Origin of the sequence: Luteimonas cucumeris, assembly GCF_007830035.1 — a bacterium.
In the GTDB taxonomy this organism is placed as follows: domain Bacteria; phylum Pseudomonadota; class Gammaproteobacteria; order Xanthomonadales; family Xanthomonadaceae; genus Luteimonas_C; species Luteimonas_C cucumeris.
Window position 1 is genome coordinate 1 of sequence record NZ_VLKN01000012.1, and the last position, 24,692, is coordinate 24,692.

Consider the following 24,692-nt stretch of genomic DNA (forward strand, 5'->3'; position numbering starts at 1 on the left):
TCCAGGCGCGCCAATCCCTTTCAGTGGGTCTTCTGGCCGGGATTGCCGGCCTCGTGCTTCGCACGCGGCGTTCGGCCTTGCGCAAGCCGGTGGCTGCAGACGCAAGGCCTCACTCGGAGCACAATATTTCTTTCACGAAGTCCGGCGCCTGGGCTCGGCAAGCGCATCCTTTTGCCGGCGCACTCTCGTCCCTGCATGACCTCGCCTGCCCATGCAAGGCTTCGCCGGCCGCGCCCCGCGCTTTATACTGATACGAATGCACGGCCTCGATCAGCGGCCGCAAAGGTGGAACGTGCGCAATTACGACCTCGATTTTCTGAAGAAATTCTCGCTGGTGATCGGCTTCCTGTCGCTGGTCACGCTCGGCCTGATCCTGCTGGCCCTGCACCTGCACGGCACCCTGCCGCCGGAAGTGTCGCCGCAGGCGGCCCAGCGCACCCACATGCGGATCGCGCCGGTGGGCTCGGTCTACGCGGGCGCGACCGGCGCCGCCGAACAGGCCGCCGCAGTGGCCGCGGCCGCGGCCAAGGCCGCTTCGCAGGTGGCTTATGGCGGCACCACCGACGGCTCGGTGATCTTCAACAACCTGTGCGCCGGTTGCCACGTCTCCGGCGCCGGCAATGCGCCGACGATGGACCAGGGCCACTGGGGTCCGCGCATCGCGCAGGGCAAGGACACCCTGTACAAGCACGCCATCGAAGGCTTCACCGGCCCGGATGGTGGCGTGATGCCGCCGCGCGGCGGCAACCCGGCGCTGACCGACGAGCAGGTCCGGGCGACGGTCGACTGGATGCTCGACAACCTGAAGTAAACGCCGCTCTGGCACACTCCGCGACGCCGCCTTCTGGCGGCGTCGTCGTTTGCGGCGCAGCCGGAATTGCAGGAGAACTGCCGTGATCCGCTCCTCCCACGTCCTGTGCCTGCTGCTCGTCCTGCTCGGCGGCTGCCGGTCGGCGCCATCGGCCGATCACGCCCATCTGGCCGACGTCGACGCGGTCATCGTGTCCGCGCCTCCGCCGGACTGGCAGGCCTACGACGGCCGCCGCGTGCGCATCGAGGCGCCGCTGACGATCACCGGCAACCGCGATCTGGACCGCGGCCGGCTGCTGGCCAGCTTCGACGGCCGCCTGTTCGCGCCGACCGAGATCGCCCGCCCCGGCGCCGCTGCTGCCGATGTGGCCGCCGACAATGCCCGTCGCCAGCTGACGATCGAACTGGCGCCGGACGTCGCGGCCGCGGCGCAGCCCTGGCGCAGCGGCAGCCTCCTCGAAGGCGTCGAAGGCAGGATCGTCGCGCGCGACGACGGCTTCGTGCTGCAGGCCGACGCACCCCTGCACGTCCGCGCCAGTCCCCGCCCGGCCGCCCCGCAGGTGGCCGGCGACGTGCGCATCGCCAGCTTCAACCTGCACAACCTGTTCAATGGCGACGGCCGCGGCGGCGGCTTCCCGACCGCGCGTGGCGCGCGCACCGCGCAGGCCTATGCCCGCCAGCAGGACAAGCTGGTCGCCACCATCCGTGCGCTGGATCCGGACATCGCCGCGTTGATGGAACTGGAGAACGACGGCTATGACCCGGCGTCGAGCATCGCCGCGCTGGTCGCGGCACTCAACGCCGACGGCGGCGACTGGCGCTTCGTGGATCCCGGCAGCGGCCCCGGCGACAACCCGATCCGGGTCGGACTGATCTACCGTGCGTCGCGCGTCGAGACTGTCGGCAAGCCGGCAACCTTGACCGGAGGGCCGTTCGACGAGCGCAGCCGGGCGCCCTTGGCGCAGGGTTTCCGTGCCGGCCAGGGCCCGGCGTTCGTGGTCGTGGCCAACCACCTCAAGTCCAAAGGCTGCAGCGGCGCCGAAGGCCCGGACCGCGACCAGCACGACGGCCAGGCCTGCTGGAATGCCGTGCGAGTCGACTCGGCGCGCCGGCTGGCACAGTGGCTGCAACGCGATCCCACTGGAATCGGCAGCGATCTGTCCGTGATCCTCGGCGATTTCAATGCCTACGCGCAGGAAGATCCGGTGCGGGTCTTCCTCGATGCCGGCTGGCGCGACGCCTTGCAAGGCACCGAAAACCCTTACAGCTTCATCTACGACGGACAGGCCGGGCGCCTCGACCACGCGCTGCTCAGCCCGGCACTGGCCGGGCGTCTGCGCGGCGCCGTGGAGTGGCACGCCAACGCCGATGAAGCCGACAACGGCGGCGATCACGACGGCATCTCCGGCCAAGTCGACGGTACCCCGTGGCGCAGTTCGGATCACGATCCGCTGCTCATCGGCCTGCAACTGCGCCGCTAGTATCATCGCGCCATGACCCAGCCCGCCTTCCCCGATCGATCCGGTCCCGTGCAGCTCGCCGGTCCTGCCGGCGCACTGGAACTCGCGGTCGAACTGCCCGAGGCCGACGTGCCTACGCTGCCGGTCGTCGCCGTGGTCTGCCACCCGCTGCCCACCGAGGGCGGCAGCATGCACAACAAGGTGGTGACGATGGTTGCGCGCGCGTTGCGCGAACTCGGCGCCACCACGGTGCGCTTCAACTTCCGCGGCACCGGCCATTCCGAGGGCCAGTTCGACGAGGGCCGCGGCGAGGCCGACGACCTGCGCGCGGTGGTCGCCTGGGTGCGCGCGCAGCGACCGCGTCAGCAGCTGTGGCTGGCCGGCTTCAGTTTCGGCGCCTATGTCTCGTTGCGGGTGGCCGAGGAGCTCAAGCCTGCATTGCTGATCTCGATCGCGCCGCCGGCCGGGCGCTGGGATTTCGCCTCGATCGCACTGCCGACCATGCCCTGGCTGGTGGTGCAGGGCGACAACGACGAAGTGGTCGATCCGCAGGCGGTCTACGGTTGGCTGGAGAAGTCCAAGGCGCAGGCCGAACTGGTGCGCATGCCCGACACCGGGCACTTCTTCCATCGCAAGCTGATCGACCTGCGCGGCGCGATCAAGAATGGCGTGAAGCCCTACCTGCCCACCGCGGATGAATGACGCAGGCGCGGCGGCGACGCCGTCGGACAACTACCGCGCCGGCGTGGCGCGCGGCGACTGGCAGGACGATCCGGCGCAGCACGAAGCCCTGCGCGAACTCGACCGCCTGCATGTCGCACTGACACAACCGAGGCAACGTCCCGGCCTGCTGCAACGCCTTTTCGGCGACGGTCCGCCACCGCCGGAACCGGGCCTGTACCTGTGGGGCGGCGTCGGTCGTGGCAAGACCTTCCTGATCGATCTGTTCTTCGATGGCCTTCCCATCAGGGAAAAACGCCGCACCCATTTCCATCGTTTCATGCGCGACGTGCACGAACGCCTGCGCGCGCACACAGGCGAGCGCGATCCCCTGGCGATCATCGCGCGCGAATGGCGCGCATCGCTGCGGGTGCTGGTGCTGGACGAATTCTTCGTCAGCGACATCGGCGATGCGATGCTGCTCGGGCGCCTGCTCGAGCGCCTGTTCACCGAAGGCGTGCTGCTGGTGACCACTTCCAACAGCACCCCGGACACGCTGTACAAGGACGGTCTGCAGCGCGCGCGATTCTTGCCGGCGATCGCGCTGATCAAGCAACACTGCCGCGTCGTGCATCTCGACAGCGACACCGACTACCGGCTGCGCGAACTGACCCGCTCGCCGGTGTACCGCGCGCCGCTGGACGACGGCTCCGATGCCTGGCTGGAAGCGCGCTGGCATGCGCTCGGCGGCGACGACGCCCACCGCAATGGCAGCATCGAACTGGACGGCCGTAAGCTGCCGGTGCGCGCACGCTGCAAAGGCATGGCCTGGTTTGATTTCAGCGCGCTATGCGAAGGTCCGCGCGCGGCCTCGGACTATATCGAGATAGCGCGCGAATTCCACACCGTGCTGCTCGGTGGCATTCCGGTAATGGATGCGCAACGCGACGACGCGGCGCGGCGTTTCATCACCCTGATCGACGAGCTGTACGACCGCCACGTCAACCTGGTCTGCACGGCCGACGCATCGCCGCCGATGCTGTACGGCGGCGAGCGCCTGCGCGGCGCCTTCGAGCGCACGACCTCACGCCTGTTCGAGATGCAGTCGACTGCCTATCTCACCCTCGAACATCGCCAGTAGCTGTAAACGAGTCAGCCGCCCTTGGCTTCGGCGTAACGGCGCGCCACTTCCTTCCAGTTGATCACGTTGTAGAACGCAGCGATGTATTCCGGGCGGCGATTCTGGTACTTCAGGTAGTAGGCGTGTTCCCACACGTCCAGGCCCAGGATCGGCGTGTTGCCGGAACCGATGCCTTTCATCAGCGGGTTGTCCTGGTTGCCGCTGTCTTCAACCGCCAGCTTGCCTTTGCCGTCGACGACCAGCCAGGCCCAGCCGCTGCCAAAACGTCCGACTGCGGCCTTGGTGAAGGCTTCCTTGAACCTGTCGAAACCGCCCAGGTCGCTGTCGATCGCTTTTGCAAGATCGCCGTCGGGTTCACCACCGCCATCGGGACTCATCACCGTCCAGAACAGACTGTGGTTGGCGTGGCCGCCGCCGTGGTTGCGCACCGCGCCGCGCTTGGCTTCGGGTACCGCGTCAAGATCTCGAATGAGTGATTCCACCGGCTTGTCGGCGAGCGCCGTGCCATCGACCGCTTCGTTGAGCTTGTCGACGTAGGTCTGGTGATGCTTGGTGTGATGGATCTCCATCGTCTTCGCGTCGACATGCGGCTCGAGCGCGTCGTAGGCGTAAGGCAGTTTCGGAAGCGTGTAAGGCATGGTTCTGCTCCATCGTGTGGGATGGCGCGTCGCACGGATGCGCCTGGCCTGGCCATGATAAGTCCCTCCGATGAACACGCTGTCAGGATGCTGCGTTGCGCGCGATCGGTGCGTTAAAACCGCGTCAAACAATGGGTATCCATGCCTTGCACGAAAGGTAATCCGGCTCACGGAAGCTGGCGTGGCCGGGTCATGCGCAACGCGCCGTACACGGCGATCAGCAGCAGCAAAGCGCCACCCAGGGCCAACCATTCCTTCGCGGTCAGCGTGGCGACGATGGCCGTCATCGCCAACACCGACAGCAGCGGTATCGCCGCACCACCGGGCAGCACGAACGGCTCGCCGCGTTCGCGCAGGTCGACCCGCTGCGCGCGCCACGCTGCGGCGCACACCACGATGTAGACCAGGCAGTTGCCGCCGCCGGAAATCAGCGCCAGCGCATCAAAGCTGCCGCCCAGCGCCAGCACGCAGCCGAGGCCGGCGTGCGTCGCGATTGCCAGCAGCGGCACGCGATGCGCGGCGCTGACCGCGCCGAACGCGCCGGGCAGGTAGCCGTCGCGCCCGAGCGCGAACAACAGTCGCGACGATCCCAGCAGGTTGCCCATCAGGAAGCCGAACATCGACACGCACGCGGTCAGCAGCAGCAGCACGCGACCGGGCGACCACAACGCGCCGGCCGTGTCGGCCAGCGGCACGCCGCTTTGCCCCAGTCCGGCGCCGAGCACGCCCTGGGTGACGACCTGCAGGCCCAGGTACAGCAGCACCACCAGCAGGATCGCGGCCATCGTCGCGCGCGGCACGCTTTTCGACACGTCGCGCACTTCGCCCGACGGAATCAGCGCCGTTTCCATGCCCGAATAGGCGAACATCACCAGCACCATCGAGGTACCCATCGCGCTCCACGACGGCACGTCGGTCCAGCTGACCTGATGCCAGTCGACGAAGAACAGGCCGACGCCGGCGAGCAGGAACAACGGCGTCAGCTTCAGGGTCGCCAGTACCGCGATCGCGCGCGCACCGAGCTTGACGCCGAACGCGTTGAACGCGAACACGACCAGGTAAACGCCGATCAGCAGCATCGCGCGCGCAGCCGGTTCGGCGAACAGCGGCAGCAGGCCTGCTACCTGCACCGACAGCGCGGCGGCGACACCGGCGCTGGACGCGACGTTGCTGATCCACATCAGCGCGCCGGCGACGAATCCGGCGAACGGCCCGAACACGGCGCCGGCATAGGTGTAGGGACTGCCTGTTGCGGCGGCGCGACTGCCGACCGCGGCGAAGCACAATGCGATCGGAATGATCGCCAGCGCGCCGGCGATCAGCGCCAGCGGCGCGGCCGCGCCCATCTGCGCCGACAGCGTGGCCGGCATCTTGAAGATGCCCGCGCCGACGATGATGTTGATCACCGCCGCGGTCAGCGCGAACGATCCGACCGCACGCACCAGTGCGGCATCGCCTTGCAGTGCGCTGTTGTGGGTGGATCGATCCGGTCCGCTCATGGGGTTCCCCGTCGTGGTCCGGCGCAGCCTCGCATGGCGACGGGGGCGGAGGCGAGTGCAGGGGGTGCATCGCACTGTCCCGGTTTCAGAAGTGAATTCAGGCACGCGCGTAGAATGGGTTGATGACTTCCGCCATTCCCCTCGGCCGCGACGTCGCCTATCCGGCGCACTACGATCCCTCGCTGCTGTTCCCGATCGCCCGCGCGCTGGGTCGCACCGCGCTCGACATGCATGGCGCGGCCTTGCCTTTCATCGGTCACGATCGCTGGCAGGCGTACGAACTCAGCTGGCTGGATGCGCGCGGCAAGCCGCGCGTGGGCACCGCCACGATCCAGGTGCCGTGCGAGTCGCCGAACCTGATCGAATCCAAATCGCTCAAGCTGTATCTCAATTCATTCAACGCACACCGTTGCGATGGCGATGCGGCCGTGCTGGCCACCATCGCCGCCGATCTTTCGCGTGCGGCCGGCGCCCAGGTCACGGTCGCGTTCGGCCTGCCGGCGATCGTCGAGGATGATGCCGCGCAATCGATCGACGATCTCGACATCGCCATCGACCGTTACGGCCCGCCCGACCCGCACTGGCTGCAGGCCGATGCGCAGTCGATCGTCGAGGAAACCCTTGGCTCGGCGCTGCTGAAGTCGAACTGCCCGGTCACCGGCCAGCCGGACTGGGCCAGCTTGCGGATCGCGTATCGCGGCCCGCGGCTGGATCGTGCCGGCCTGCTGCGGTACCTGGTGTCGTTCCGCGACCATGCCGAGTTCCACGAGCAATGCGTCGAACGCATCTTCGTCGACCTGGTGGCGCGCTGCCGGCCGCAGGCGCTGTCGGTCGAGGCGCGTTACACGCGTCGTGGTGGACTGGACATCAATCCCTGGCGCGCGACTCCCGGCCACGCGCCGCCGCTGCCTGCACGCGACGCGCGCCAGTAACAGCGCGCCGGTAAAAAACGTGTGCTTCCGGTTCACGGCGTTGCAATGAATTCTTAACGCAAGCCGTGCAAACGTGGCCTCCACCCAGACCCGGTCCGGGTAAGGAGCTCCCAATGACCAACGAAAAGAAAGCCGACTTCTCGGGCGTGACCTCCAAGGTCGACACCACCGAACAGAAAGTGGAAAAGGCCGATTTTTCAGGCGTGACCGCGCGTGTCGACAGCACCGAGGAAAAGGTCGGTGACGTCGAGCAGACCTACACCGTGCAGAAGGGCGACACGCTGTCGGCCATCTCCAAGCAGTTCTACGGCAAGGCCAGCGGCTGGAACGCGATCTTCGAGGCCAACCGCGACCAGCTCGACGACCCGGACCGGATCCAGCCCGGACAGGTCCTGAAGATTCCGCTCGACAACGCCTGAGCGCGACGCCGCTTTATCCCTCATTCGTCTGCAAGGAACCTCCCCATGAACAACAACACGCTTTCCTATGCATTGATCGTGGCCCTGGCCGGCTCAGTGGCGCTGGTCGGCTGCAAGAAGAAGGATGACGCCGCGGCCGTGACCGCGCCGCCTGCGGCCACCGAACCGGCACCGATGGAACCGGCACCGATGCCCGAGGCGCCGGCCGCCGCCACGGTCAGTGCGGTTACCGTCGGCACCACCGCCGCCGCCGACAAATCGGTCGCCGCGGTGTCCACGTTCAAGCCGACCGACCGGATCATCGTCTCGATCAGGACCACCGGCACCGCCAGCAACCAGGAAGTCGGCGCCAAGCTGACTTATCAGGACGGCCAGGTGGCCGGCGAGCAGAAGCAGACGCTCAACACCACCGGCGACGGCATCACCAACATTGAGTTCAGCAATCCGTCGCCGTGGCCGGCCGGCAAGTACACGGTCGACGTCACCGTCAACGGCACGCCGGCGGGCGCCCCGCAGTCGATCGAGGTGAAGTAGACGCCTCGCGCTTCGTTCGCGAAGTTCGAAAAGGGCGCGACGCAGGTCGCGCCCTTTTTTGTCGGCGATGTCATCGCCCGTTCGATTCAACGCGCCGGAAACGTGCCGTCGAGGTAGTACCAGCGGCCGTCCTCGCGCAGGAAGCGGCTGATCTCGTGCAGGCGCACTACCGGCGCGCCGCCGATGCGGTAACGCGCGACGAATTCGACGCTGGCGCTGTCGTTGCCATCCGCCGCGTGCCGTTTCACTTCCAGTCCCAGCCAGCGGGTGCCGGCATCGAGCTCCAGTTCCGCCGGTCGCGTACGCGGATGCCAGGTCGCCAGCAGATAACCGCGGTGGCCCAGCGCGTACGCGCTGTAGCGCGAGCGCATCAGCGCCTCGGCGGTGGCAGCAATCGCGCCGGCGTGCAACGGGTCGCAGCAGTCGGCATAGGATCGGGCAGGGTGGCAGGGACAGGCAGGCATGCGGATCCGGATCGCGGTCGAGCCACGGAGATGACGTCCATTCTCGGTCAGTCCACGCGCGGACGACTACCATGCGTGTCCGCCCCGCTGCCGGCCCCGTCCCATGAAAGCTCCCGCCACGCTCGACGACGACCAGGTCGAACGCCTCGCCGAACTGCTTGAGCAGCGCGCGGTGCCGTTCAAGGGCTTCAACCTGGAAGCACTGGACGGCTATCTGTCGGCGCTGGTGGTGTCGCCGGAAACGGTGCCGTTCGAGCAGTGGCAGCTGCCGATCTGGGGCACGCCGCCGCGCTGGGCCGACGAGGACGAGCGCGCGCAGGTCGAGGCACTGCTGCAGGGCCACTGGAACATGGTCAGCCAGCGCGTGCGTTTCGGCGACGACGACCTGCCCGATCATCTGGCGCCGCTGCTGTGGCTGCCCGAGGATCCGGAACAGGAACAGGAAGACGAGCTGGACGTCGGCCGCGACTGGGCATTCGGTTTCTTCCGCGGGGTCGAGCTCAACGAGATCGCCTGGGACCAACGCCTCGACGAGCATGGCTGGATCGACGAGATCTTTTCCCTGCTCGACCGCCTCGCCAGCGGCGAGGTGCTGGCCGAGGACCCGACTGCCGCGGCCACGCCGATCAGCTACCGCGAGCGGCTGGAAATCATCGGCGGGCTGCCCGGCATGCTTGCCGACCTGCACCACCATCGCATCGAGGCGCTGACGCCGCGCGAGCCGATCCGGCGCGAGGCCACGCCGGACCGCAACGCAGCCTGCCCGTGCGGCAGCGGCCGCAAGTTCAAGAAGTGCTGCGGCGCCTAGCGCGTCCGCGCTGAGCTGGATACGCGCACGCCCTGTCGGGGCGTCCGCACCACGCGCTTTGCCCGGATCGGCGCGAACCGCGACAATGCCCGGGTTGCGCACGACCGTGCGCGCGTCGATGGCGGCACTCATCGCGATGCGGCGATGCCCGGCCGCCCAGCCCCCATTCCTTCCCGTCTTCGCAAGCGAGTCCACGCCGACATGCCCAACACCCCCAAGATCATCTACACGCTGACGGACGAAGCGCCGTTCCTGGCCACGCAGTCGCTGCTGCCGATCGTCGAGGCCTACACCGCCACCGCCGGCATCGAGGTGGAGTCGCGGGACATCTCGCTGGCGGCACGCATCCTGGCGCAGTTCCCCGATTACCTGAGCGACGCGCAGAAGGTCGGCGACCATCTCGCCGAGCTCGGCCAGCTGGCCACCACGCCCGACGCCAACATCATCAAGCTGCCCAACATCAGCGCCTCGGTGCCGCAGCTCAAGGCCGCCATCATCGAATTGCAGCAGCATGGCTACGCGCTGCCGGACTATCCGGAAGAGCCGCAGGACGAGCGCGAGAACGACATCAAGCAACGCTATGACCGCACCAAGGGCAGCGCGGTCAACCCGGTGCTGCGTGAAGGCAATTCCGATCGGCGCGCGCCGCTGTCGGTCAAGAACTATGCGCGCAAGCACCCGCACCGGATGGGCGCGTGGTCGGCGGATTCGAAGTCGCACGTCGCGCACATGGACGACGGCGATTTCTACGGCAGCGAGCAGTCGGTGCAGATCGCGCAGGCCGGTACCGTCGGCATCGAGCTGACCGGCACCGACGGCCGTCGCAACATGCTCAAAACCGGCATCAAGGTGCAGGCCGGCGAGCTGATCGACGCCGCGGTGATGAGTGCGCATGCGCTGTCGGCCTTCGTCGATGCGCAGATCGACGATGCACGCGCGCAGGGCGTGCTGTTCTCGCTGCACCTGAAGGCGACGATGATGAAGGTCTCCGACCCGGTCATGTTCGGCATCGTCGTGCAGCGTTACTTCCGCGACGTGCTGGTCAAGCACGCCGACGCGCTGGCGCAGGCCGGCTTCGATGCCAACAACGGCATCGGCGACCTGTACGCGCGGCTGCCGTCGCTGCCGGCCGATCTCGCCGCGCAGATCGAGGCGGACATCGTCGCCGAATACACGCAGCGTCCCGGCCTGGCGATGGTCAATTCCGACAAGGGCATCACCAACCTGCACGTGCCCAGCGACGTCATCGTCGACGCCTCGATGCCGGCGATGATCCGCGACAGCGGCCGCATGTGGAACGCCGACGGCCAGCTACAGGACACCAAGGCGGTGATTCCGGACCGCTGCTACGCCGGCATCTACCAGGCGGTGATCGACGACTGCAGGGCGCACGGCGCGTTCGATCCTGCCACCATGGGCAGCGTGCCCAACGTCGGCCTGATGGCGCAGAAGGCCGAGGAATACGGCTCGCACGACAAGACCTTCCGCATTCCCGCCGACGGGACCGTGCGCGTGCTCGACGACGCCGGCAACGTGCTGATGGAGCACGTGGTCGCCGCCGGCGACATCTGGCGCATGTGCCAGACCAGGGACGCGCCGATCCAGGACTGGGTCAAGCTGGCGGTCAACCGCGCACGACTGAGCAGCACCCCGGCGGTGTTCTGGCTAGATGCGCAGCGCGCGCACGACGCCAACGTGATCGCCAAGGTCGAGCGTTACCTGAAGGACCACGACACTGCCGGCCTCGACATCCGGATCCTGGCGCCGGTCGAGGCGATGAAGCTGTCGCTGCAGCGCATCCGCCAGGGTCAGGACACGATCTCGGTCACCGGCAACGTGCTGCGCGATTACCTGACCGACCTGTTCCCGATCATGGAACTGGGCACCAGCGCCAAGATGCTGTCGATCGTGCCGCTGATGGCCGGCGGCGGCCTGTTCGAGACCGGCGCCGGCGGCTCGGCGCCCAAGCACGTGCAGCAGTTCATCGAAGAGGATTACCTGCGCTGGGACTCCCTGGGCGAATTCCTGGCGCTGGCCGCCTCGCTCGAGCACCTCGCCAACCGCTACGACCACGCCCGCGCCCGCGTGCTGGCCGATGCGCTGGATGCGGCCAACGGCAAGTTCCTGGACAACGACAAGTCGCCGTCGCGCAAGGTCGGTGGCATCGACAACCGCGGCAGCCACTTCTACCTGGCGTTGTACTGGGCTCAGGCGCTGGCCGCGCAGAACGACGATGCGGCGCTGAAGGCGGCTTTCTCCAGGCTGGCCGACACGCTGGCCGCGAACGAGGCGAAGATCGTCGCGGAACTGGTCGCGGTGCAGGGCAAGCCGGTGCAGATCGGCGGTTACTACCAGCCGGACCTGGCGCTGCTCGGCCCGGCGATGCGCCCCAGCGCCACCTTCAATGCCGCGCTGGCGGCGCTGGTGGCGGGCTGATCGATTCGCCCGGCGCGCGATGCGCCGGGCACTCAAGCCACAAACCTGCGCGATGCCTTGTTTCGTAGAGCGGAGCAGACTCCGCCCTACGGATCCGCGATGGGATACGCCTCGATTTCATAGTGCTGCACGGTCGGTTCGTATTCGAGCAGAAAGCCCGCGTCTTCCGGGTAGTACTTCGCCCGCGTGATGTCGGCGCCGGCAAAGGCCTCGATCGCCTGTCGCGATTGCCAATGCGTCAGCGTGATGAAGTGCGATAACCGGCCTTCGTCGCGACGCAGGATGTGTACCGCCAGATTGCCGGGCGTGGCACGGTAATCGGCGACTGCGCGTTCGCGCAGGAAGGCCAGGTAGGCATCGGCTACCGCGGTCAAAGTGACGCCGTGCCAGAGTCGTGCAACCAACGTGTTCTCCCCCAGGCGAGCGATCAGAAGATCGCCGCCTCATGCTCGGCAAGGTCAAAGAACTTACGCACCTCCTCGACCGCGCGGTCCTCGTCGAAATCGGCGCAGGTGTACAGCACCGTCGACAGGAAGCGCGGCTGCACCCAGGCGGCGATGTAGATGCCCGAATCGATCAGCGACACGAAGCCGTCGTAGCCTTCGTTGGCGGCCTTGCCCTCGCCACTGGTGCGATGGATGATCGGCGCGCCATAAGTACGCAATCCCAGCGCGCCGGTGATGTCGGCGAACCAGGCCAGCAGCACGTCGTGGTCGAGCGCGCTGCGATAGTAACCTTCGACCAGCAGCCGCTTGCGGTAGATCTGCGGCGCGATCGATGTCAGGGCGATCCTGTTCATGGGCGGTCTCGCGGATGCACAGTGCGTGCGCACTGTGCGATCAACGAAACGGCGACAGCGCCGTCGAGCACACCGCGTGGATCGCGCCGCGGTGGAATGGCTTGCACGGCTCCTGCCGCTTGCGTTGCGCCTCGACCTGCGAGGCCTCGGCACTGTCCGTCGTGCCCGGCTCGGTCACGCCCGCCAGCGACAGGGCCAGTGCCGGGTTCTGGATATGGCCCTGCTGGAACAGTAGTCCGGTATAGATGTTCATCGCCTGCTCCGACTTCCACTTGAGTGAAATCAAAGGTAGGCGCATGCTGGATCGCTGAAAAGCGACCATTTCGCAAACCTGTGTTGAATTTCATTCAAGACGATCGCTCATGAGCCGCCCCCCGCTGCACGCCCTGCAGGGCTTCGTCGCCGCCGCACGCCTGGGCAACCTGTCGCGCGCGGCCGAGTCGTTGAACCTCACCGTCAGCGCGCTCAGTCACCAGATGCGCGGCCTGGAAACGCGGCTCGGCCAGCAGCTGCTGGTGCGCAACTCGCGCGGCATCGGCCTGACGGCGGACGGCGAGCGCCTGCTGGAGCGCATCGCCCCGCACCTGGATGCGATCGCACAGGCGCTGCAGCCGTACGCGGCGCGCCACGACAACGTGCTCACCGTCAGCGCGACCGCCTCGATGACCTCGGCCTGGCTGGTGCCGCGACTCGGCGATTTCCTGGCAACGCATCCGCAGATCGAGATCAACCTGCAATCCAGCGCTGCGGTGGTCGACTTCGCGCGCGACGGCGGCGTCGATGCCGCGCTGCGGATCGGCTTCGGCCATTGGCCCGGCGTCACCGCCGAGCACCTGTTCGACGAGTGGCTGGTGCCGATGGCCAGCCCGGCGCTGGTAGCGCGCATGGGCGATACGCCACTGCGCGACTGGCCGCTGCTCGGCGATCCCGACGGCCAGTGGAACCGCTGGTTCGCGCATCGTGGCCTGGAACCGCCGACGCGCTACATCGCCTACTTCGACGATTCCGAAGCGCACCACCGCGCCGCGCTCGACGGCGTCGGCGTCGCGCTGGGACGGCTGACCCGCGCGCGGCTGCTGCTGGATTCCGGACAGCTGGTCACGCTGAGCGACGAACGCCTGAAGACCGACTACGCGCATTGGCTGGTCTACCCGCCGCGTTCGGCATCGCACCGCGGCCTGCTCGCGTTCCGCGAATGGCTGCATGGCAAGGCGCGGGAACATGCGCGGCATATGGAGCAGACAACGTCGGCCGGGGCTGACGGCGCAGGCAAACGCCGCTAGGCTTGCCACTTCCCCATGTTCCGGAGCAAGGCGATGTCACGACTCCTGCTGGTTCCCGCGCTCTCCCTCGCCATCGCCCTGGGTGCCTGCGCGAAGCCGCCTGCGGCCAACGACGACGCCGACGCGGCGCCCACCGACGCTCCCGCCACGACTGCGGCCGCGACCGACAGCGCGGCGACACCGGATGACAACGCACGCGCCCTTGAGGCGGCGATCGCTGGCGACTGGCGCACGCCCGACTTCGTCGCCCGCGATACCTACCGCCATCCGCGCGAGACGCTGTCCTTCTTCGGCATCGCACCCAACCAGACGGTCATCGAGATCACGCCCGGCGGCGGCTGGTACACGGAAATCCTCGCGCCCTACCTGTACGAGCATGGCACCTACGTCGCCGCGATCGTCGATCCCGGCAAGGTCGGGCCGGACGGCGTCGAATACCAGACCAAGGCGCGCGATCGCATCCGCGCCAAGCTCGGCGGCGAACCAGGCAATGTCTACGGCCGCGCCACGACCGTGGAGTTCGACCCGAAGGCGCCGGTATTCGGCGCACCGGGCAGCGCCGACGCCGTGCTGACCTTCCGCAACGTGCACAACTGGGTCGACGCCGGCACCGCCGAGGCCTATTTCAAGGGCCTCTTCGACGTGCTCAAGCCGGGCGGCGTGCTCGGCGTGGCCGACCACCGCGCCAAGCCCGGCACCGACCTGGAGACGATGAAGAAATCCGGCTACCTCACCGAGGAGCTGGTCATCAAGCTGGCCACCGATGCCGGCTTCAGGCTCGACGCCAAGAGCGAGGTCAACGCCAATCCCAAGGACACCGCCGACCATCCGAACGGCGTGTGGACCCTGCCGCCGAGCAATGACCACGACGCGGCCGATGACGCCAAGTACAAGGCCATCGGCGAGAGCGACCGGATGACGTTGCGCTTTGTGAAGCCGTGATTCGGGATTCGTGATTGGTGATTCGTAAAAGCGAAGCGCGACGCTTCGCTATTTTCTAATCACCGGTCACGCCACGATTCGGGCGCGCAAGTAGCTGCGCCTTTATTCGAATCACGAATAACGAATCACCAATCCCGGCCCTCAATGCTGATCGCCTTCAACAAGCCCTACGGCGTTCTGTGCCAGTTCACTGACCGCAGTACGCCGCCGCGGCGGACGCTGGCGCAGTTCGGCTTGCCGGCGGACATCTATCCGGCCGGCCGGCTCGACCACGACAGCGAAGGCCTGTTGCTGCTCACCGATGACGGCACGCTCGCGCATCGGCTGACCGACCCGCGCCACAAGCAGCGCAAGACCTACTGGGTGCAGGTCGAAGGCGAGCCGCGCGCGGACCAGCTGCAGGCCTTGCGCGACGGCGTGGTCCTCAATGACGGCCCGACCCGGCCGGCGCAGGTGCGCCGGCTCGATCCGGCGCCGACGCTGTGGGCGCGCGATCCGCCCGTGCGCTTCCGCAAGACCGTGCCGGATGCCTGGCTGGAACTGGGCATCAGCGAAGGCCGCAACCGCCAGGTGCGGCGCATGACGGCGGCGGTTGGCCTGCCGACCTTGCGACTGGTGCGCGTGGCCATCGCCAGCTACGCGCTCGACGACCTCGCGCCCGGCGAGTGGCGCGTGCTCGATCCGCGCTGAAGGATTCAGCTCCGACGCCCGGCCGTTGCCGCAGTGTCGTTCCGGCAACGGAACTGCTACCGTCACGGCTCCATCGCGTCGATGCGATGTGGGGCTCGGGGGCTGGATGATCGTGACGGCCAATAATGCGGGGCGCATCCTCGTCGTCGACGACCAGCCCGCCAACCTGCGCGTGGTCAGCGCGCTGCTGCTGCGCCATGGCTACGAAGTGGACAACGCCGCCGACGGCCCGACCGCACTGGCGCTGTGCGAACAGCGCGCACCGGACCTGGTGCTGCTGGACATGATGATGCCGGGCATGGACGGCTTTGGCCTGATCGGCGAACTGAAGCAGCGCGAACAGCTGCTGCGCATCCCGGTGGTGTTCCTGACCGCCGCCCACGATCGCGACCTGCTGCTGCGCGCGTTCGATGCCGGCGCGGTCGACTACGTCACCAAACCGTTCACGCCCGAGGAACTGCTGGCCCGGGTCAGCGCCCACATCGGCCTGAAACTGACCCGCGACCGTCTCGAGCGCGTTGCGCAGGAACGCCAGGAACTGGTCAACCTGGTCGCGCACGACCTGAAGAACCCGCTGAGCAGCGTGCTGTTCGCCAGCGACCTGCTGCTCAGCCGCGGCTGCAAGCCCGAACGCGTGACGCACTACCTGCAGATGATCCGCGAAAGCGCCGACGATGCACTCGGCTACATCCATCGCTACCTCGAGATGCAGTCGGCGGCGCACCAGGCCCGGCAATCGGACACGGACATGCCGCTGTGCGGCCTGCGCGAGACGCTGCAATGGCTGGAGCGGCGTTACGGCATGCAGCTGGAAGCGCGTGAGATGCGCCTGCTGGTGCGCATGCCCAACGACGAGGTGCGAGTGGCGATCGACGGGCTGGTATTGCGCCAGGTCGCCGAGAACCTGGTGAGCAACGCGATCAAGTACGCCCAGGACGGTCACGAACTGGAACTTTCGGTGCGCCACGGTGCGCAGGGTTACTGGCAACTGGTCGCGCAGGATCGCGGGCCCGGCATTTCCGAACACCGGCAACGCGACCTGTTCAAGCCCTTCGTGCGCCTGGGCGGCAACAGCGCCGCCGATCCGATGTCCAGCGGCCTGGGCCTGTCACTGGCACGGCAGATCATCGCCGACGTCGGTGGCCATCTCTGGTACGAGGACCGCGAGGGCGGCGGCGCACGCTTCATCATCGAACTGCCGGAAGCGCGTGCGGTAGCGTAGTTCTGCCCGTCATCCCGAAGCGTAGTGAGGGATCTGCTTTTTTGCTGGTGCGATGACACGGCAAAAACAGATCCCTCACTGTTCGGAATGACAGGGAAGAGTGCCGGCTCGTTCCGCGTGAACTTGACTGTTCGCGATCAGCGAAGCGTCAGCCCGCCATCATTCGGACACCTTCGCGCGGCTGCGCGTAGTGCGCTTGCGTGCCGGCGCCGGACGCGACGCGCGCTTGGCTTCGACACGCCGCGACGTGCCCTCGATCGTGGCGCCGTTGCGTTGCGCCTGCCGGGCCTTGCGGCGCGCGACGTACCACAGCAATCCCGCGCCGGCCACCGCCGCCGCCGTCAACGCCGGGTTGCGCTTGACGAACGAGGTCGTGGCGCGACTGCCGGCCTTGAGCACCGCCAGCGCGGCGCCGGTTTCCACCCACTTCATCGCGTGATTGGGCACCGCGTGGCGGATGCCGTCACCGACCGTTTCGACCAGGTCCATTGCCCGTCCGGATAGCGATTCGAGCTTGCTCATGATGTCGTTTCCCGATTGCGCAGCAGGCGGGCAGTGTCGGCGCGGCGGCGTTCAGGCCGCGTGAGAAAGGTCGCGCGAGTTCGGCTGTGCGCTGAACGCGACGAAAGGGATTGCTGCCGCATGGGCGGAACCTGCTCGCGCGGCCGATGTTCGGAAGCAGCGGAAAATTTCCGCCCTACGGAAAAAACGCCACGTGCCGTCAGGAACCCTTGCGCTTGGCGCGATGCGTCGCCTGCGCCGACCACGGATCGTCAGGCCACGGATGTTTCGGATAACGCCCCTTCATTTCCTTTTTCACTTCCGGGTAGGTCCGCTCCCAGAAACCTTTCAGGTCCTGCGTGACCTGCAGCGGACGCCCGGCCGGCGACAGCAGGTGCAAGGTCAAGGGCACGCGTCCGTCGGCGATGCGCGGCGTGTCAGACAGGCCGAACAGTTCCTGCAGCTTCACCGCCAGCACCGGCGCTTCGCCGTGACGGTATTCGATGCCGCGCTCCATGCCCGACGGCACCAGGATCCGCGTCGGCGCGAGCCGGTCGATCTGTTGCCGCGCATTCCAGTCGCAGCGCGATTTCAGAGCCGACGAGAATTCCTCGCTGCCCAGCGCATCCAGCCGCGTCTTGCCGGCGAAGGCGGGACGCAGCCATTCGTCCAGCGTATCCATCAACGCCGCACTGGACAGGTCGGGCAGGCCCAGTTCCGGCAACCATGCGCGTAGCGCCAGCGCGCGCTCGCGCCATTGCGACAGCGCCTCCGACCACGGCAGCACCTGCAGTCCGAGTTCGCGCACCGCATCGGTCAGCGCCTGCGCAGCCTGCGCCGGATCGGGTCGGCCGGCTGAACGCGACGACAGCACGATCGCGTCGTAACGACTCTCGCGCAGCATCACCAGCGCGCGCCGTTCGCCGTCCCAGCGCACCGTGTCGCTGTCGACGAAACGCGCCGGAAAGTCACGTCGCAGGCGCGCTTCGTCCAGCGGTGCGCCGCGCAGGATCAATGCGTCCTTGGCCTCGAAGCGCAGTTCGCTGGCGACCAGCCACGGTTCGCCGTACAGCGCGCTGTCATCGAAAAGTCGCGCCATGCGGCCGTTGGCCAGCTGGTAGCGACGCGGATCGCCGGCATGCTGGCGCGCGATGCGATCGGGAAAGGCATGCAGCAGCAGGTCGCCCAGCCGATGCGCGGGCACCTCTGCGGGCGGTCGCGCATCGATGCGCAGGCGACGCCGCCATTGCCTGGCCGCGGCATCGATCGCCGTCAGCATGGCGCGGCTGGCATCGCCGGCGACATGGCCGCCGCGCCATGCGGCCAACGCACGCCAGCGCTCGGCCAGCGCATCCGAGCGGGTGCGCAACGGATCGCGCGCTTCGATCAGCGCGGCCAGGTCGCAGGCCAGGGCGCATTCCTCAGCGTCACGCGACGACAGCAGCATCGCGGCCAGGCGCGGATGCGTGCCCAGCGCCAGCATGCGTTTGCCCAGCGGCGTGATCGCAAACGTTTCGCGCTCACCGTGAGTCTGTCGAAGGAGCGCACCGAGTCGCTGCAGCAGGTCGCGCGCGGCGGCCATCGCGCCGGGCGGTGGCGTGTCGACGAAGCGCAGATCGTCGCTGCCCCATGCCGCCAGTTCCAGCGCCAGCGCGGTGAGTTCGACCTGCGCGATCTCCGGCCGGCGCTGCGGTTCCAGACGCTGCGATTGCGGCCACAGGCGATACGCCCAGCCGTCGGCGACGCGGCCGGCACGGCCGGCGCGCTGGTCGGCCGACGCCTGTGCGATGGCGACCACGTCCAGCCGCGAGAAACCCGAATTCGGGTCGTAACGCGGTTCGCGCGCCAGGCCGCTGTCGATCACCACGCGCACGCCGGGCAGGGTCACGCTGGATTCGGCGACATTGGTGGCCAGCACCACGCGACGACGGCCATGCGGGTCCGGCTGCAGCACTTCGGACTGGCGCTCGACCGGCAACTCGCCGTGCAGCGGCAACACCTGCACGCCGTCGCGGCCGGTTTCGCGGAAGTGATGAGCCAGTGCCGACTCCAGTCGCGCGATCTCACGCTGGCCCGGCAGGAACACCAGCACGTCGCCGGGGTGCTGCGCCAGCGCGTGCTCGATCGCGCGGCGCGCCTGCGATTCCAGCGCCTCCTCCCGACCATCCTGAGCTTGCCGAAGGACGCGTCGCGCCGGGAAATGCGCGATATCGACCGGATGGCTGCGGCCGGCGCTGGACAGGCGCGGCGCATCGAGGAACCGTGCGAGGCGTTCGCCATCCAGCGTCGCCGACATCACCACGATGCGCAGGTCCTCGCGCAGCGAAGCCTGCACGTCCAGCGCCAGCGCCAAGCCGAGATCGCCGGCCAGATGGCGCTCGTGGAATTCGTCGAACAGCAATGCGCCGACATTTTCCAGGGTGGGATCGTCCTGCAGCATCCGCGTCAGGATGCCTTCGGTGACCACCTCGATGCGGGTGTGCGCCGACACCTGGTTGTCGAAACGGATGCGGTAGCCGACCGTGTCGCCGACGGCTTCGCCGAGCTGCAGGGCCATGAAGCCGGCCGCGGCGCGTGCGGCGACGCGGCGCGGTTCCAGCATCACGATCCTGCGGCCGCCCAGCCAGTCGGCATCGAGCAGCGCCAGCGGTACCTGCGTGGTCTTGCCCGCACCCGGCGGCGCTTCCAGCACCAGGCGCGGATGCGTGGCCAGCGAGTCGCGGATCTGCGGCAGCAGTCCGGTGATCGGGAAACGTTCGGCGGCGGGTCGGTTCACGCCGATAGGATACGGGCAGCGTCCTGACTGGCGTGCCGGCGCAAAGCGAAAGCAGGTCCCTCGCTGCGCTCGGGATGACGGAAATGCAATGCCAGGGCAAACGCCCTTTATGCTTTGACGATTCCCCATTCCCGAATCCCGATTCCCCGCCCTCATGCAACTGATCGACATCGGCGCCAACCTCAGCCACGACAGCTTCGACCATGATCGCGACGCGGTGCTGCAGCGCGCGCGCGACGCCGGCATCGCGCAGCTGGTGGTCACCGGCGCCAGCCGCGAGCATTCGCCCAAGGCGCTGGCACTGGCACAGGCGCATCCGGGTTTGCTGTACGCCACCGCCGGCGTGCATCCGCACCATGCGGTCGAGTACACCGACGAATGCGATGCGGAGATGCGCGCGCTGCACGCACATGCCGAAGTGGTCGCGGTCGGCGAATGCGGGCTCGATTACTACCGCGATTTCTCGCCGCGGCCGTCGCAGCGCCGGGCGTTCGAGCGCCAGCTGCAGATCTGTGTCGACCTTGCCGTCGAAGGCGTGGGCAAGCCGCTGTTCCTGCACCAGCGCGACGCGCACGCGGACTTCATGGCGATGATGAGGAACTTCGACGGCAAGCTTGGCCCGGCGGTGGTGCACTGCTTCACCGGCACGCGCGTGGAACTGTTCGACTACCTCGACCAGGACTGGCACATCGGCATCACCGGCTGGCTGTGCGACGAGCGCCGCGGCCAGCATCTGCGCGAACTGGTGAAGCACGTTCCGGCGCAGCGGCTGATGATCGAGACCGACGCGCCCTATCTGCTGCCGCGCACGGCCAGGCCGCAACCCTCGCACCGCCGCAACGAACCGATGTACCTGGCGCACATCGTCGAGGAACTGGCGCGCGATCGCGGCGAGGACGTGGCGGTCACCGCCGCTGCGACCACCGCGACGGCGCGGGCGTTCTTCCGCCTGCCTGCCCCGGCGTTGTAGCGCGTAGCACGCTCCGCTCTGCGAAGACCAGACAAGGAAACGCCGCACGTCCTCGCGAACGTACGGCGTGAAGAGACGACCCGGGGTGGAGGATCGTCGCAACGCTTGAAGGTGTTGCGTTACCAGCCGACGTTGAGGCCGACGCCGGCCGCGTTCTCGCCATCGGCGAAGGCCGCGCTGATCCGTACCGCAGCACGCGGCGACACCAACCGGCTGTAGCCGACACCGAGCGCCTGCCGGTCGCGGAAATGGCCGACGCCCAGGCTGAACTGGTTGGCGCCCTGCACGCGCGCATCGGGCGCAGCCAGACTCAGCGCCGCACCCAGCGCACCGACGGTGTTGATGCGGCGGTCGTGGGTGTTCAGCTGCTGGTCGACGCTGTCGAGGCGGCTGTTGATCGCCGCCGGATCGAAACCGGCCAACTCGCCGATGCGGCGGTCGGTATAGGTGTTGGCGGCGGTCAGCGTGGCGGTATCGCCGGCGTCCATGTCACCACGTATCGCCGCTTCGCGGTTGTCGGTATAGGCATTGGTGGCGGTACCGCCGGTCGCGACGGCGGTGTCGGTGTAGGCGTTGGCCGTGGCCAGCGTGGACTGCAGCTGCGACAGGTTGACCGCGTCGTTGGCCTGGGTGCCGGCGGCGACATTGACGATCTGGCGTTCGCTGCCTGCCGCGCCCACCGACACCGTGTTGCTGCGGTCGGCAAGCGAGAGGTAGCCCAGCGCAACGCTGCCCGCCGCCGTCGCCTCGCTGCTGTTGCCCAGCGCGGTGCTGCCGATCGCCGTGGCCTCGCTGCGTCCACCGATCGCCGTGCTGTAGTCGACGCTGGCCACGCTGTTGGTGCCGGCGGCAATGCTGGTGAAACCGCTGGCCTGGCTCCAATAGCCGACGGCGGTGCTGAGCGTGGCGCTGGCATTGCTGTGGAAGCCGAGCGCAGCGCTGCCGATGCCAGTGGCATGCGCGGCCGGGCCAAGCGCAATGGAGCGACCGCCAGCGGCATTGGTCACCTCATCGAGCGTGAACAGGCCATCGCTGTCGAGGTCGAACCAGCCACCCACCGCGGTGCTGTTGTCGCCGCTGGCCAGGCTGGAAAAGCCCAGCGCGGTCGCGCCATTCTCGGCGCGGCTGGCGCCGCCGATCGAAGTGCTGAATTCGCCGTAGCTGCGGCTTGAACTGCCGATCGCGGTGCTGCCGAAGCCCAGGCTTTCGCTGCCCACACCGAACGCACTGCTGCTGTCGCCGCTGGCCGTGGCGATCGGGCCACAGGCCGTGGCGCCCACGCCGGTCGCCGTGGCGCCACCGGCATATTCATGCGTGGCCGGATCGCCGTCGTTGAGCTCACAGGTTTCATCTGCGCTCGCGCTGCCGGCAAACATTCCCAGCGCCAGCAGCAATGCCGCTGCCAGGCGATGGCGGCTTCCCAGGATTTCCATGCTTTCTTCCCCAATGATTGTCTTTGCAGCCGGCAGGGCCGGCTGAACCCGTGGGACGCGGCGCGTGCCGAATCCGCTTTCTGGAATACGTCCGCACTTCGGAGCCGTCGACTGACATGTGTCGTCATCGCCAGTACGACTGCATCCGGCGAACGCAGGCTCCCGCTGTTTTTTGATGCGCGGTTCCGGCTCAGAAGCCGATGCCGACACCGACCGTGGCCGAACGCTCCGAGCCGCTGAACGCGCCGCCCAGGGTCATCGCGGTGCGCGCACCGAAACGCTGCTGCACGCCGAGCGACAGCGCCTGCTTGCCGCCGTAGCTGCCGGCGGCAATGCCGATGCGGGTATTGCCGCCTTCCACCGCCGCCGCACTCGCCGCCATGCCGACCATCGCCGCACCGAGTGCGCCGACGCGATCCAGTCGGTCGTCCTGGCTGCGCAGGCGCTGGTCGATCGCATCGAAGCGGTCGTCGAGCACGGCCGGGTCGAAGCCGGCGATGGCCTCGACGCGGCTGTCGGTATAGGCGTTGGCCGAAGACAAGGTCGCCGCATCGCCGGTCGTCATGTCATCGCGGATCGCCGCTTCGCGGTTGTCGGTATAGGCGTTGGTGGCGGTGCCACCGGTGGCGACCGCGGTGTCGGTGTAGGCGTTGGCAGTCGCCAGAGTGGACTGCAACTGCGACAGATTCACCGCGTCGTTGGCCTGCGTGCCGGCGGCGACGTTGACGATCTGGCGCTGGCTGACGCTGGTACCGACCGAGACCGTGGCATCGCGATCGGCGACCGCACCGTAGCCCAATGCGGTGCTGCCAACCGCCGTGGCCTGGGTACTGTTGCCCAACGCGGTGCTGCCGAAACCGGTAGCCTGGCTGGTATGGCCCAGGGCGGTACCGGCATCGGCACCGGCGAGGCTGTTGCCGCCGATGGCGGTGCTCTGGTTGCCGGCAGCGTTGCTGATCGCGCCCACCGCGGTGGCCTGGCTATTGACGGCAGTGCTGAAGTAGCCCAGCGCCGTGGCATTGGCACCGTTGGCGGTGCCGGAATGCCCCAGCGCCAGCGCGCCAGCGCCGCTGGCCAGCGAATTGGCGCCGACCGACGTCGACAGCTCGCCCGCGGCGTTCGCGGCGTAGCCCGCGGCCGTGCTCTGCTGTCCCTGCGCCCTGGCCGAATGGCCGAACGCCGCTGCCATCTCCGCATTGGCCTGGCTGCCGGTGCCCGCCGCGGTGCCGAAACGCCCGCTGGCCGTCGACGCCACGCCGAACGCACTGGCGCCTTCGCCGGCGGCCAACGATTGGGCGCCCACTGCGGTGGTGCTGGTGTTGGTGGCCGTGCTGCCCACACCGAATGCGGAACTACCCAGGCCGGTCGCATGCGCGATGGCACCCACGGCGGTGGCGGAGATGTTCTCGGCCGAGCTCGCGGCGCCGAGCGCGGTGCCGTTTTCGGCCGAGACCTCCGCGCCGATGCCGAAAGCGCTGCCCCAGGTCGCCGAGGCCTCACTGCCGAAGCCCACGGCGGTGGTGCCCTGCGCGGTGGCCTGCGCCGCCGTGCCCAGTGCGCTGCTGTGATCGCCCGCCGCGTGCGCGCCGGCGCCGGTCGCGGTGCTTGCCATGCCGGTGGCACGGGCGAACTCGTCGCCATCGATGCTGCCGTTGCCGTTGACATCGAAGAAGCTGCCGATCGCGGTGCTTGAAGGGCCGACAGCCCCGCTTTGCGAGCCAATGGCCGTACTGAAGTTGCCCGCCGCCTGACTCTGGTAGCCGATGGCCGTGCTTTGCGAGCCGAGCGCAGTGCTGCGAGCCCCATAGGCACTGGACAGTCCGCCGGATGCATCGCTGTTGTCGCCACAGGCCTGTGCCTGGATCCCCGCCGCCGTGGCGAACATGCTCACCTCGTGCGTGGTCGGATCGCCGTCATTGATTTCGCAGGTCTGGCCGGCCCACGCGCTGCCGCTCGACAGACCCAGCACGATCGCCCACGACAGCAGACGCTTGTTTGCTTGCAACGCTTTCATGTCTTGTACCCACCCGAATAGACGGAGCCGTACGACGGCCGACCCGGTGCCGCGGGTCGCACGCGGCACGGCCGCGGGTCCCCTGGCGCATACATCCGCAGGAGTGGGGGAAAAACTGACAGGGGTACAGATCGGGAAGGGAGACAGGTGATGCGGATGACGTGGGCTTGTTATTGCTCAGAAGGCGCGATTTCGCCCGGTGCGAAGCCACCTCGTGCCGTCATCCCGAACGCAGTGAGGGGCCTGCTTATTGTCCGTGCG

General features: G+C 68.0%; 24 protein-coding genes. 14 read left to right on the forward strand and 10 right to left on the reverse strand.

Features of this window, described 5'->3' with window-relative positions; genetic code table 11:
• Nucleotides 1–292 precede the first annotated feature (292 nt).
• The 4 genes from IP90_RS15825 (at nucleotide 293) to zapE (ending at nucleotide 4,071) form a co-directional block, all read left to right on the forward strand.
• Entirely contained in the window at nucleotides 293–811 is a 519-nt protein-coding gene (locus tag IP90_RS15825; RefSeq protein ID WP_144900676.1) for a c-type cytochrome, read from the forward strand.
• A gap of 82 nt (nucleotides 812–893) precedes the next feature.
• Nucleotides 894–2,291: an ExeM/NucH family extracellular endonuclease gene (locus IP90_RS15830; RefSeq protein WP_144900639.1), complete on the forward strand. Its 1,398-nt coding sequence runs from the start codon at nucleotides 894–896 to the stop codon at nucleotides 2,289–2,291.
• 12 nt (nucleotides 2,292–2,303) lie between these two features.
• Nucleotides 2,304–2,972, forward strand: a complete 669-nt coding sequence (locus IP90_RS15835; protein ID WP_144900640.1) for an alpha/beta hydrolase — start codon at nucleotides 2,304–2,306, stop codon at nucleotides 2,970–2,972.
• On the forward strand, nucleotides 2,965–4,071 hold the full coding sequence (zapE, locus tag IP90_RS15840) for a cell division protein ZapE (RefSeq protein WP_144900641.1): 1,107 nt from the start codon (nucleotides 2,965–2,967) through the stop codon (nucleotides 4,069–4,071). Before IP90_RS15835 ends, zapE begins: the two co-directional genes overlap by 8 nt.
• 11 nt (nucleotides 4,072–4,082) lie before the next feature.
• On the opposite strand, the gene IP90_RS15845 is transcribed toward zapE, so the two are convergent.
• Together IP90_RS15845 and IP90_RS15850 are read right to left on the reverse strand one after the other, a co-directional pair.
• Nucleotides 4,083–4,709, reverse strand: a complete 627-nt coding sequence (locus IP90_RS15845; RefSeq protein WP_144900642.1) for a superoxide dismutase — start codon at nucleotides 4,707–4,709, stop codon at nucleotides 4,083–4,085.
• A 167-nt stretch (nucleotides 4,710–4,876) separates the two neighbouring features.
• Nucleotides 4,877–6,208, reverse strand: a complete 1,332-nt coding sequence (locus IP90_RS15850) for an APC family permease (RefSeq protein WP_144900643.1) — start codon at nucleotides 6,206–6,208, stop codon at nucleotides 4,877–4,879.
• 122 nt (nucleotides 6,209–6,330) lie between these two features.
• Between IP90_RS15850 and queF the strand changes: the two genes are divergently transcribed.
• From queF to IP90_RS15865, 3 genes are all read left to right on the forward strand, one after another.
• Nucleotides 6,331–7,140 (forward strand): NADPH-dependent 7-cyano-7-deazaguanine reductase QueF, encoded by an 810-nt coding sequence (gene queF, locus IP90_RS15855; RefSeq protein ID WP_144900644.1) that lies wholly within the window; start codon nucleotides 6,331–6,333, stop codon nucleotides 7,138–7,140.
• Between the two features lie 113 nt (nucleotides 7,141–7,253).
• A complete protein-coding gene (locus tag IP90_RS15860) occupies nucleotides 7,254–7,559 on the forward strand; it encodes a LysM peptidoglycan-binding domain-containing protein (RefSeq protein ID WP_144900645.1) in 306 nt (101 codons plus the stop codon).
• Between the two features lie 45 nt (nucleotides 7,560–7,604).
• On the forward strand, nucleotides 7,605–8,093 hold the full coding sequence (locus IP90_RS15865) for a hypothetical protein (RefSeq protein ID WP_144900646.1): 489 nt from the start codon (nucleotides 7,605–7,607) through the stop codon (nucleotides 8,091–8,093).
• Between the two features lie 86 nt (nucleotides 8,094–8,179).
• On the opposite strand, the gene IP90_RS15870 is transcribed toward IP90_RS15865, so the two are convergent.
• Nucleotides 8,180–8,557 (reverse strand): YchJ family protein, encoded by a 378-nt coding sequence (locus IP90_RS15870; RefSeq protein ID WP_144900647.1) that lies wholly within the window; start codon nucleotides 8,555–8,557, stop codon nucleotides 8,180–8,182.
• Nucleotides 8,558–8,660: 103 nt separating this feature from the next.
• Between IP90_RS15870 and IP90_RS15875 the strand changes: the two genes are divergently transcribed.
• Together IP90_RS15875 and IP90_RS15880 are read left to right on the forward strand one after the other, a co-directional pair.
• Nucleotides 8,661–9,365 (forward strand): UPF0149 family protein, encoded by a 705-nt coding sequence (locus tag IP90_RS15875; protein ID WP_144900648.1) that lies wholly within the window; start codon nucleotides 8,661–8,663, stop codon nucleotides 9,363–9,365.
• Nucleotides 9,366–9,566: 201 nt separating this feature from the next.
• Entirely contained in the window at nucleotides 9,567–11,801 is a 2,235-nt protein-coding gene (locus IP90_RS15880; protein ID WP_144900649.1) for an NADP-dependent isocitrate dehydrogenase, read from the forward strand.
• Between the two features lie 86 nt (nucleotides 11,802–11,887).
• On the opposite strand, the gene IP90_RS15885 is transcribed toward IP90_RS15880, so the two are convergent.
• Genes IP90_RS15885 through IP90_RS15895 form a run of 3 tightly spaced genes read right to left on the reverse strand, consistent with a single transcriptional unit; the run spans nucleotide 11,888 to nucleotide 12,853 of the window.
• Nucleotides 11,888–12,205, reverse strand: a complete 318-nt coding sequence (locus IP90_RS15885; RefSeq protein ID WP_144900650.1) for an antibiotic biosynthesis monooxygenase — start codon at nucleotides 12,203–12,205, stop codon at nucleotides 11,888–11,890.
• A 23-nt stretch (nucleotides 12,206–12,228) separates the two neighbouring features.
• Nucleotides 12,229–12,600, reverse strand: a complete 372-nt coding sequence (locus tag IP90_RS15890; protein WP_144900651.1) for a hypothetical protein — start codon at nucleotides 12,598–12,600, stop codon at nucleotides 12,229–12,231.
• A gap of 40 nt (nucleotides 12,601–12,640) precedes the next feature.
• Nucleotides 12,641–12,853, reverse strand: a complete 213-nt coding sequence (locus IP90_RS15895) for a hypothetical protein (protein ID WP_144900652.1) — start codon at nucleotides 12,851–12,853, stop codon at nucleotides 12,641–12,643.
• A gap of 109 nt (nucleotides 12,854–12,962) precedes the next feature.
• Here IP90_RS15895 and IP90_RS15900 point away from each other — a divergent pair, with 109 nt between their 5' ends.
• The 4 genes from IP90_RS15900 to IP90_RS15915 all read left to right on the forward strand — a co-directional run bounded on the left by IP90_RS15900 (nucleotide 12,963) and on the right by IP90_RS15915 (nucleotide 16,737).
• Entirely contained in the window at nucleotides 12,963–13,883 is a 921-nt protein-coding gene (locus IP90_RS15900; protein ID WP_144900653.1) for a LysR substrate-binding domain-containing protein, read from the forward strand.
• Nucleotides 13,884–13,916: 33 nt separating this feature from the next.
• Entirely contained in the window at nucleotides 13,917–14,825 is a 909-nt protein-coding gene (locus tag IP90_RS15905; RefSeq protein WP_144900654.1) for a class I SAM-dependent methyltransferase, read from the forward strand.
• Between the two features lie 144 nt (nucleotides 14,826–14,969).
• Nucleotides 14,970–15,515, forward strand: a complete 546-nt coding sequence (locus IP90_RS15910; protein ID WP_144900655.1) for a pseudouridine synthase — start codon at nucleotides 14,970–14,972, stop codon at nucleotides 15,513–15,515.
• Nucleotides 15,516–15,627: 112 nt separating this feature from the next.
• Nucleotides 15,628–16,737 (forward strand): hybrid sensor histidine kinase/response regulator, encoded by a 1,110-nt coding sequence (locus IP90_RS15915; RefSeq protein WP_158635386.1) that lies wholly within the window; start codon nucleotides 15,628–15,630, stop codon nucleotides 16,735–16,737.
• A 159-nt stretch (nucleotides 16,738–16,896) separates the two neighbouring features.
• On the opposite strand, the gene IP90_RS15920 is transcribed toward IP90_RS15915, so the two are convergent.
• A complete protein-coding gene (locus IP90_RS15920) occupies nucleotides 16,897–17,259 on the reverse strand; it encodes a hypothetical protein (RefSeq protein WP_144900657.1) in 363 nt (120 codons plus the stop codon).
• A gap of 199 nt (nucleotides 17,260–17,458) precedes the next feature.
• Entirely contained in the window at nucleotides 17,459–20,014 is a 2,556-nt protein-coding gene (hrpB, locus tag IP90_RS15925) for an ATP-dependent helicase HrpB (protein WP_242007623.1), read from the reverse strand.
• A 154-nt stretch (nucleotides 20,015–20,168) separates the two neighbouring features.
• Between hrpB and IP90_RS15930 the strand changes: the two genes are divergently transcribed.
• Entirely contained in the window at nucleotides 20,169–20,984 is an 816-nt protein-coding gene (locus tag IP90_RS15930) for a TatD family hydrolase (protein WP_144900659.1), read from the forward strand.
• A 119-nt stretch (nucleotides 20,985–21,103) separates the two neighbouring features.
• Here the strand turns inward: IP90_RS15930 and IP90_RS15935 are convergent, their stop codons facing one another.
• Together IP90_RS15935 and IP90_RS15940 are read right to left on the reverse strand one after the other, a co-directional pair.
• Entirely contained in the window at nucleotides 21,104–22,417 is a 1,314-nt protein-coding gene (locus tag IP90_RS15935) for a YadA-like family protein (protein WP_144900660.1), read from the reverse strand.
• Between the two features lie 190 nt (nucleotides 22,418–22,607).
• On the reverse strand, nucleotides 22,608–24,431 hold the full coding sequence (locus tag IP90_RS15940) for a YadA-like family protein (protein ID WP_144900661.1): 1,824 nt from the start codon (nucleotides 24,429–24,431) through the stop codon (nucleotides 22,608–22,610).
• Nucleotides 24,432–24,692 lie beyond the last annotated feature (261 nt).

Bases quoted from the DNA above. Each gene is read 5' to 3' on its own strand.
- IP90_RS15835 (WP_144900640.1), top strand. From the start codon at position 2,304: ATGACCCAGCCCGCCTTCCCCGATCGATCCGGTCCCGTGCAGCTCGCC.
- zapE (WP_144900641.1), top strand. From the start codon at position 2,965: ATGAATGACGCAGGCGCGGCGGCGACGCCGTCGGACAACTACCGCGCC.
- IP90_RS15845 (WP_144900642.1), bottom strand. From the start codon at position 4,709: ATGCCTTACACGCTTCCGAAACTGCCTTACGCCTACGACGCGCTCGAG.
- IP90_RS15850 (WP_144900643.1), bottom strand. From the start codon at position 6,208: ATGAGCGGACCGGATCGATCCACCCACAACAGCGCACTGCAAGGCGAT.
- queF (WP_144900644.1), top strand. From the start codon at position 6,331: ATGACTTCCGCCATTCCCCTCGGCCGCGACGTCGCCTATCCGGCGCAC.
- IP90_RS15860 (WP_144900645.1), top strand. From the start codon at position 7,254: ATGACCAACGAAAAGAAAGCCGACTTCTCGGGCGTGACCTCCAAGGTC.
- IP90_RS15865 (WP_144900646.1), top strand. From the start codon at position 7,605: ATGAACAACAACACGCTTTCCTATGCATTGATCGTGGCCCTGGCCGGC.
- IP90_RS15870 (WP_144900647.1), bottom strand. From the start codon at position 8,557: ATGCCTGCCTGTCCCTGCCACCCTGCCCGATCCTATGCCGACTGCTGC.
- IP90_RS15875 (WP_144900648.1), top strand. From the start codon at position 8,661: ATGAAAGCTCCCGCCACGCTCGACGACGACCAGGTCGAACGCCTCGCC.
- IP90_RS15880 (WP_144900649.1), top strand. From the start codon at position 9,567: ATGCCCAACACCCCCAAGATCATCTACACGCTGACGGACGAAGCGCCG.
- IP90_RS15890 (WP_144900651.1), bottom strand. From the start codon at position 12,600: ATGAACAGGATCGCCCTGACATCGATCGCGCCGCAGATCTACCGCAAG.
- IP90_RS15895 (WP_144900652.1), bottom strand. From the start codon at position 12,853: ATGAACATCTATACCGGACTACTGTTCCAGCAGGGCCATATCCAGAAC.
- IP90_RS15900 (WP_144900653.1), top strand. From the start codon at position 12,963: ATGAGCCGCCCCCCGCTGCACGCCCTGCAGGGCTTCGTCGCCGCCGCA.
- IP90_RS15905 (WP_144900654.1), top strand. From the start codon at position 13,917: ATGTCACGACTCCTGCTGGTTCCCGCGCTCTCCCTCGCCATCGCCCTG.
- IP90_RS15910 (WP_144900655.1), top strand. From the start codon at position 14,970: ATGCTGATCGCCTTCAACAAGCCCTACGGCGTTCTGTGCCAGTTCACT.
- IP90_RS15920 (WP_144900657.1), bottom strand. From the start codon at position 17,259: ATGAGCAAGCTCGAATCGCTATCCGGACGGGCAATGGACCTGGTCGAA.
- IP90_RS15930 (WP_144900659.1), top strand. From the start codon at position 20,169: ATGCAACTGATCGACATCGGCGCCAACCTCAGCCACGACAGCTTCGAC.
- IP90_RS15935 (WP_144900660.1), bottom strand. From the start codon at position 22,417: ATGGAAATCCTGGGAAGCCGCCATCGCCTGGCAGCGGCATTGCTGCTG.
- IP90_RS15940 (WP_144900661.1), bottom strand. From the start codon at position 24,431: ATGAAAGCGTTGCAAGCAAACAAGCGTCTGCTGTCGTGGGCGATCGTG.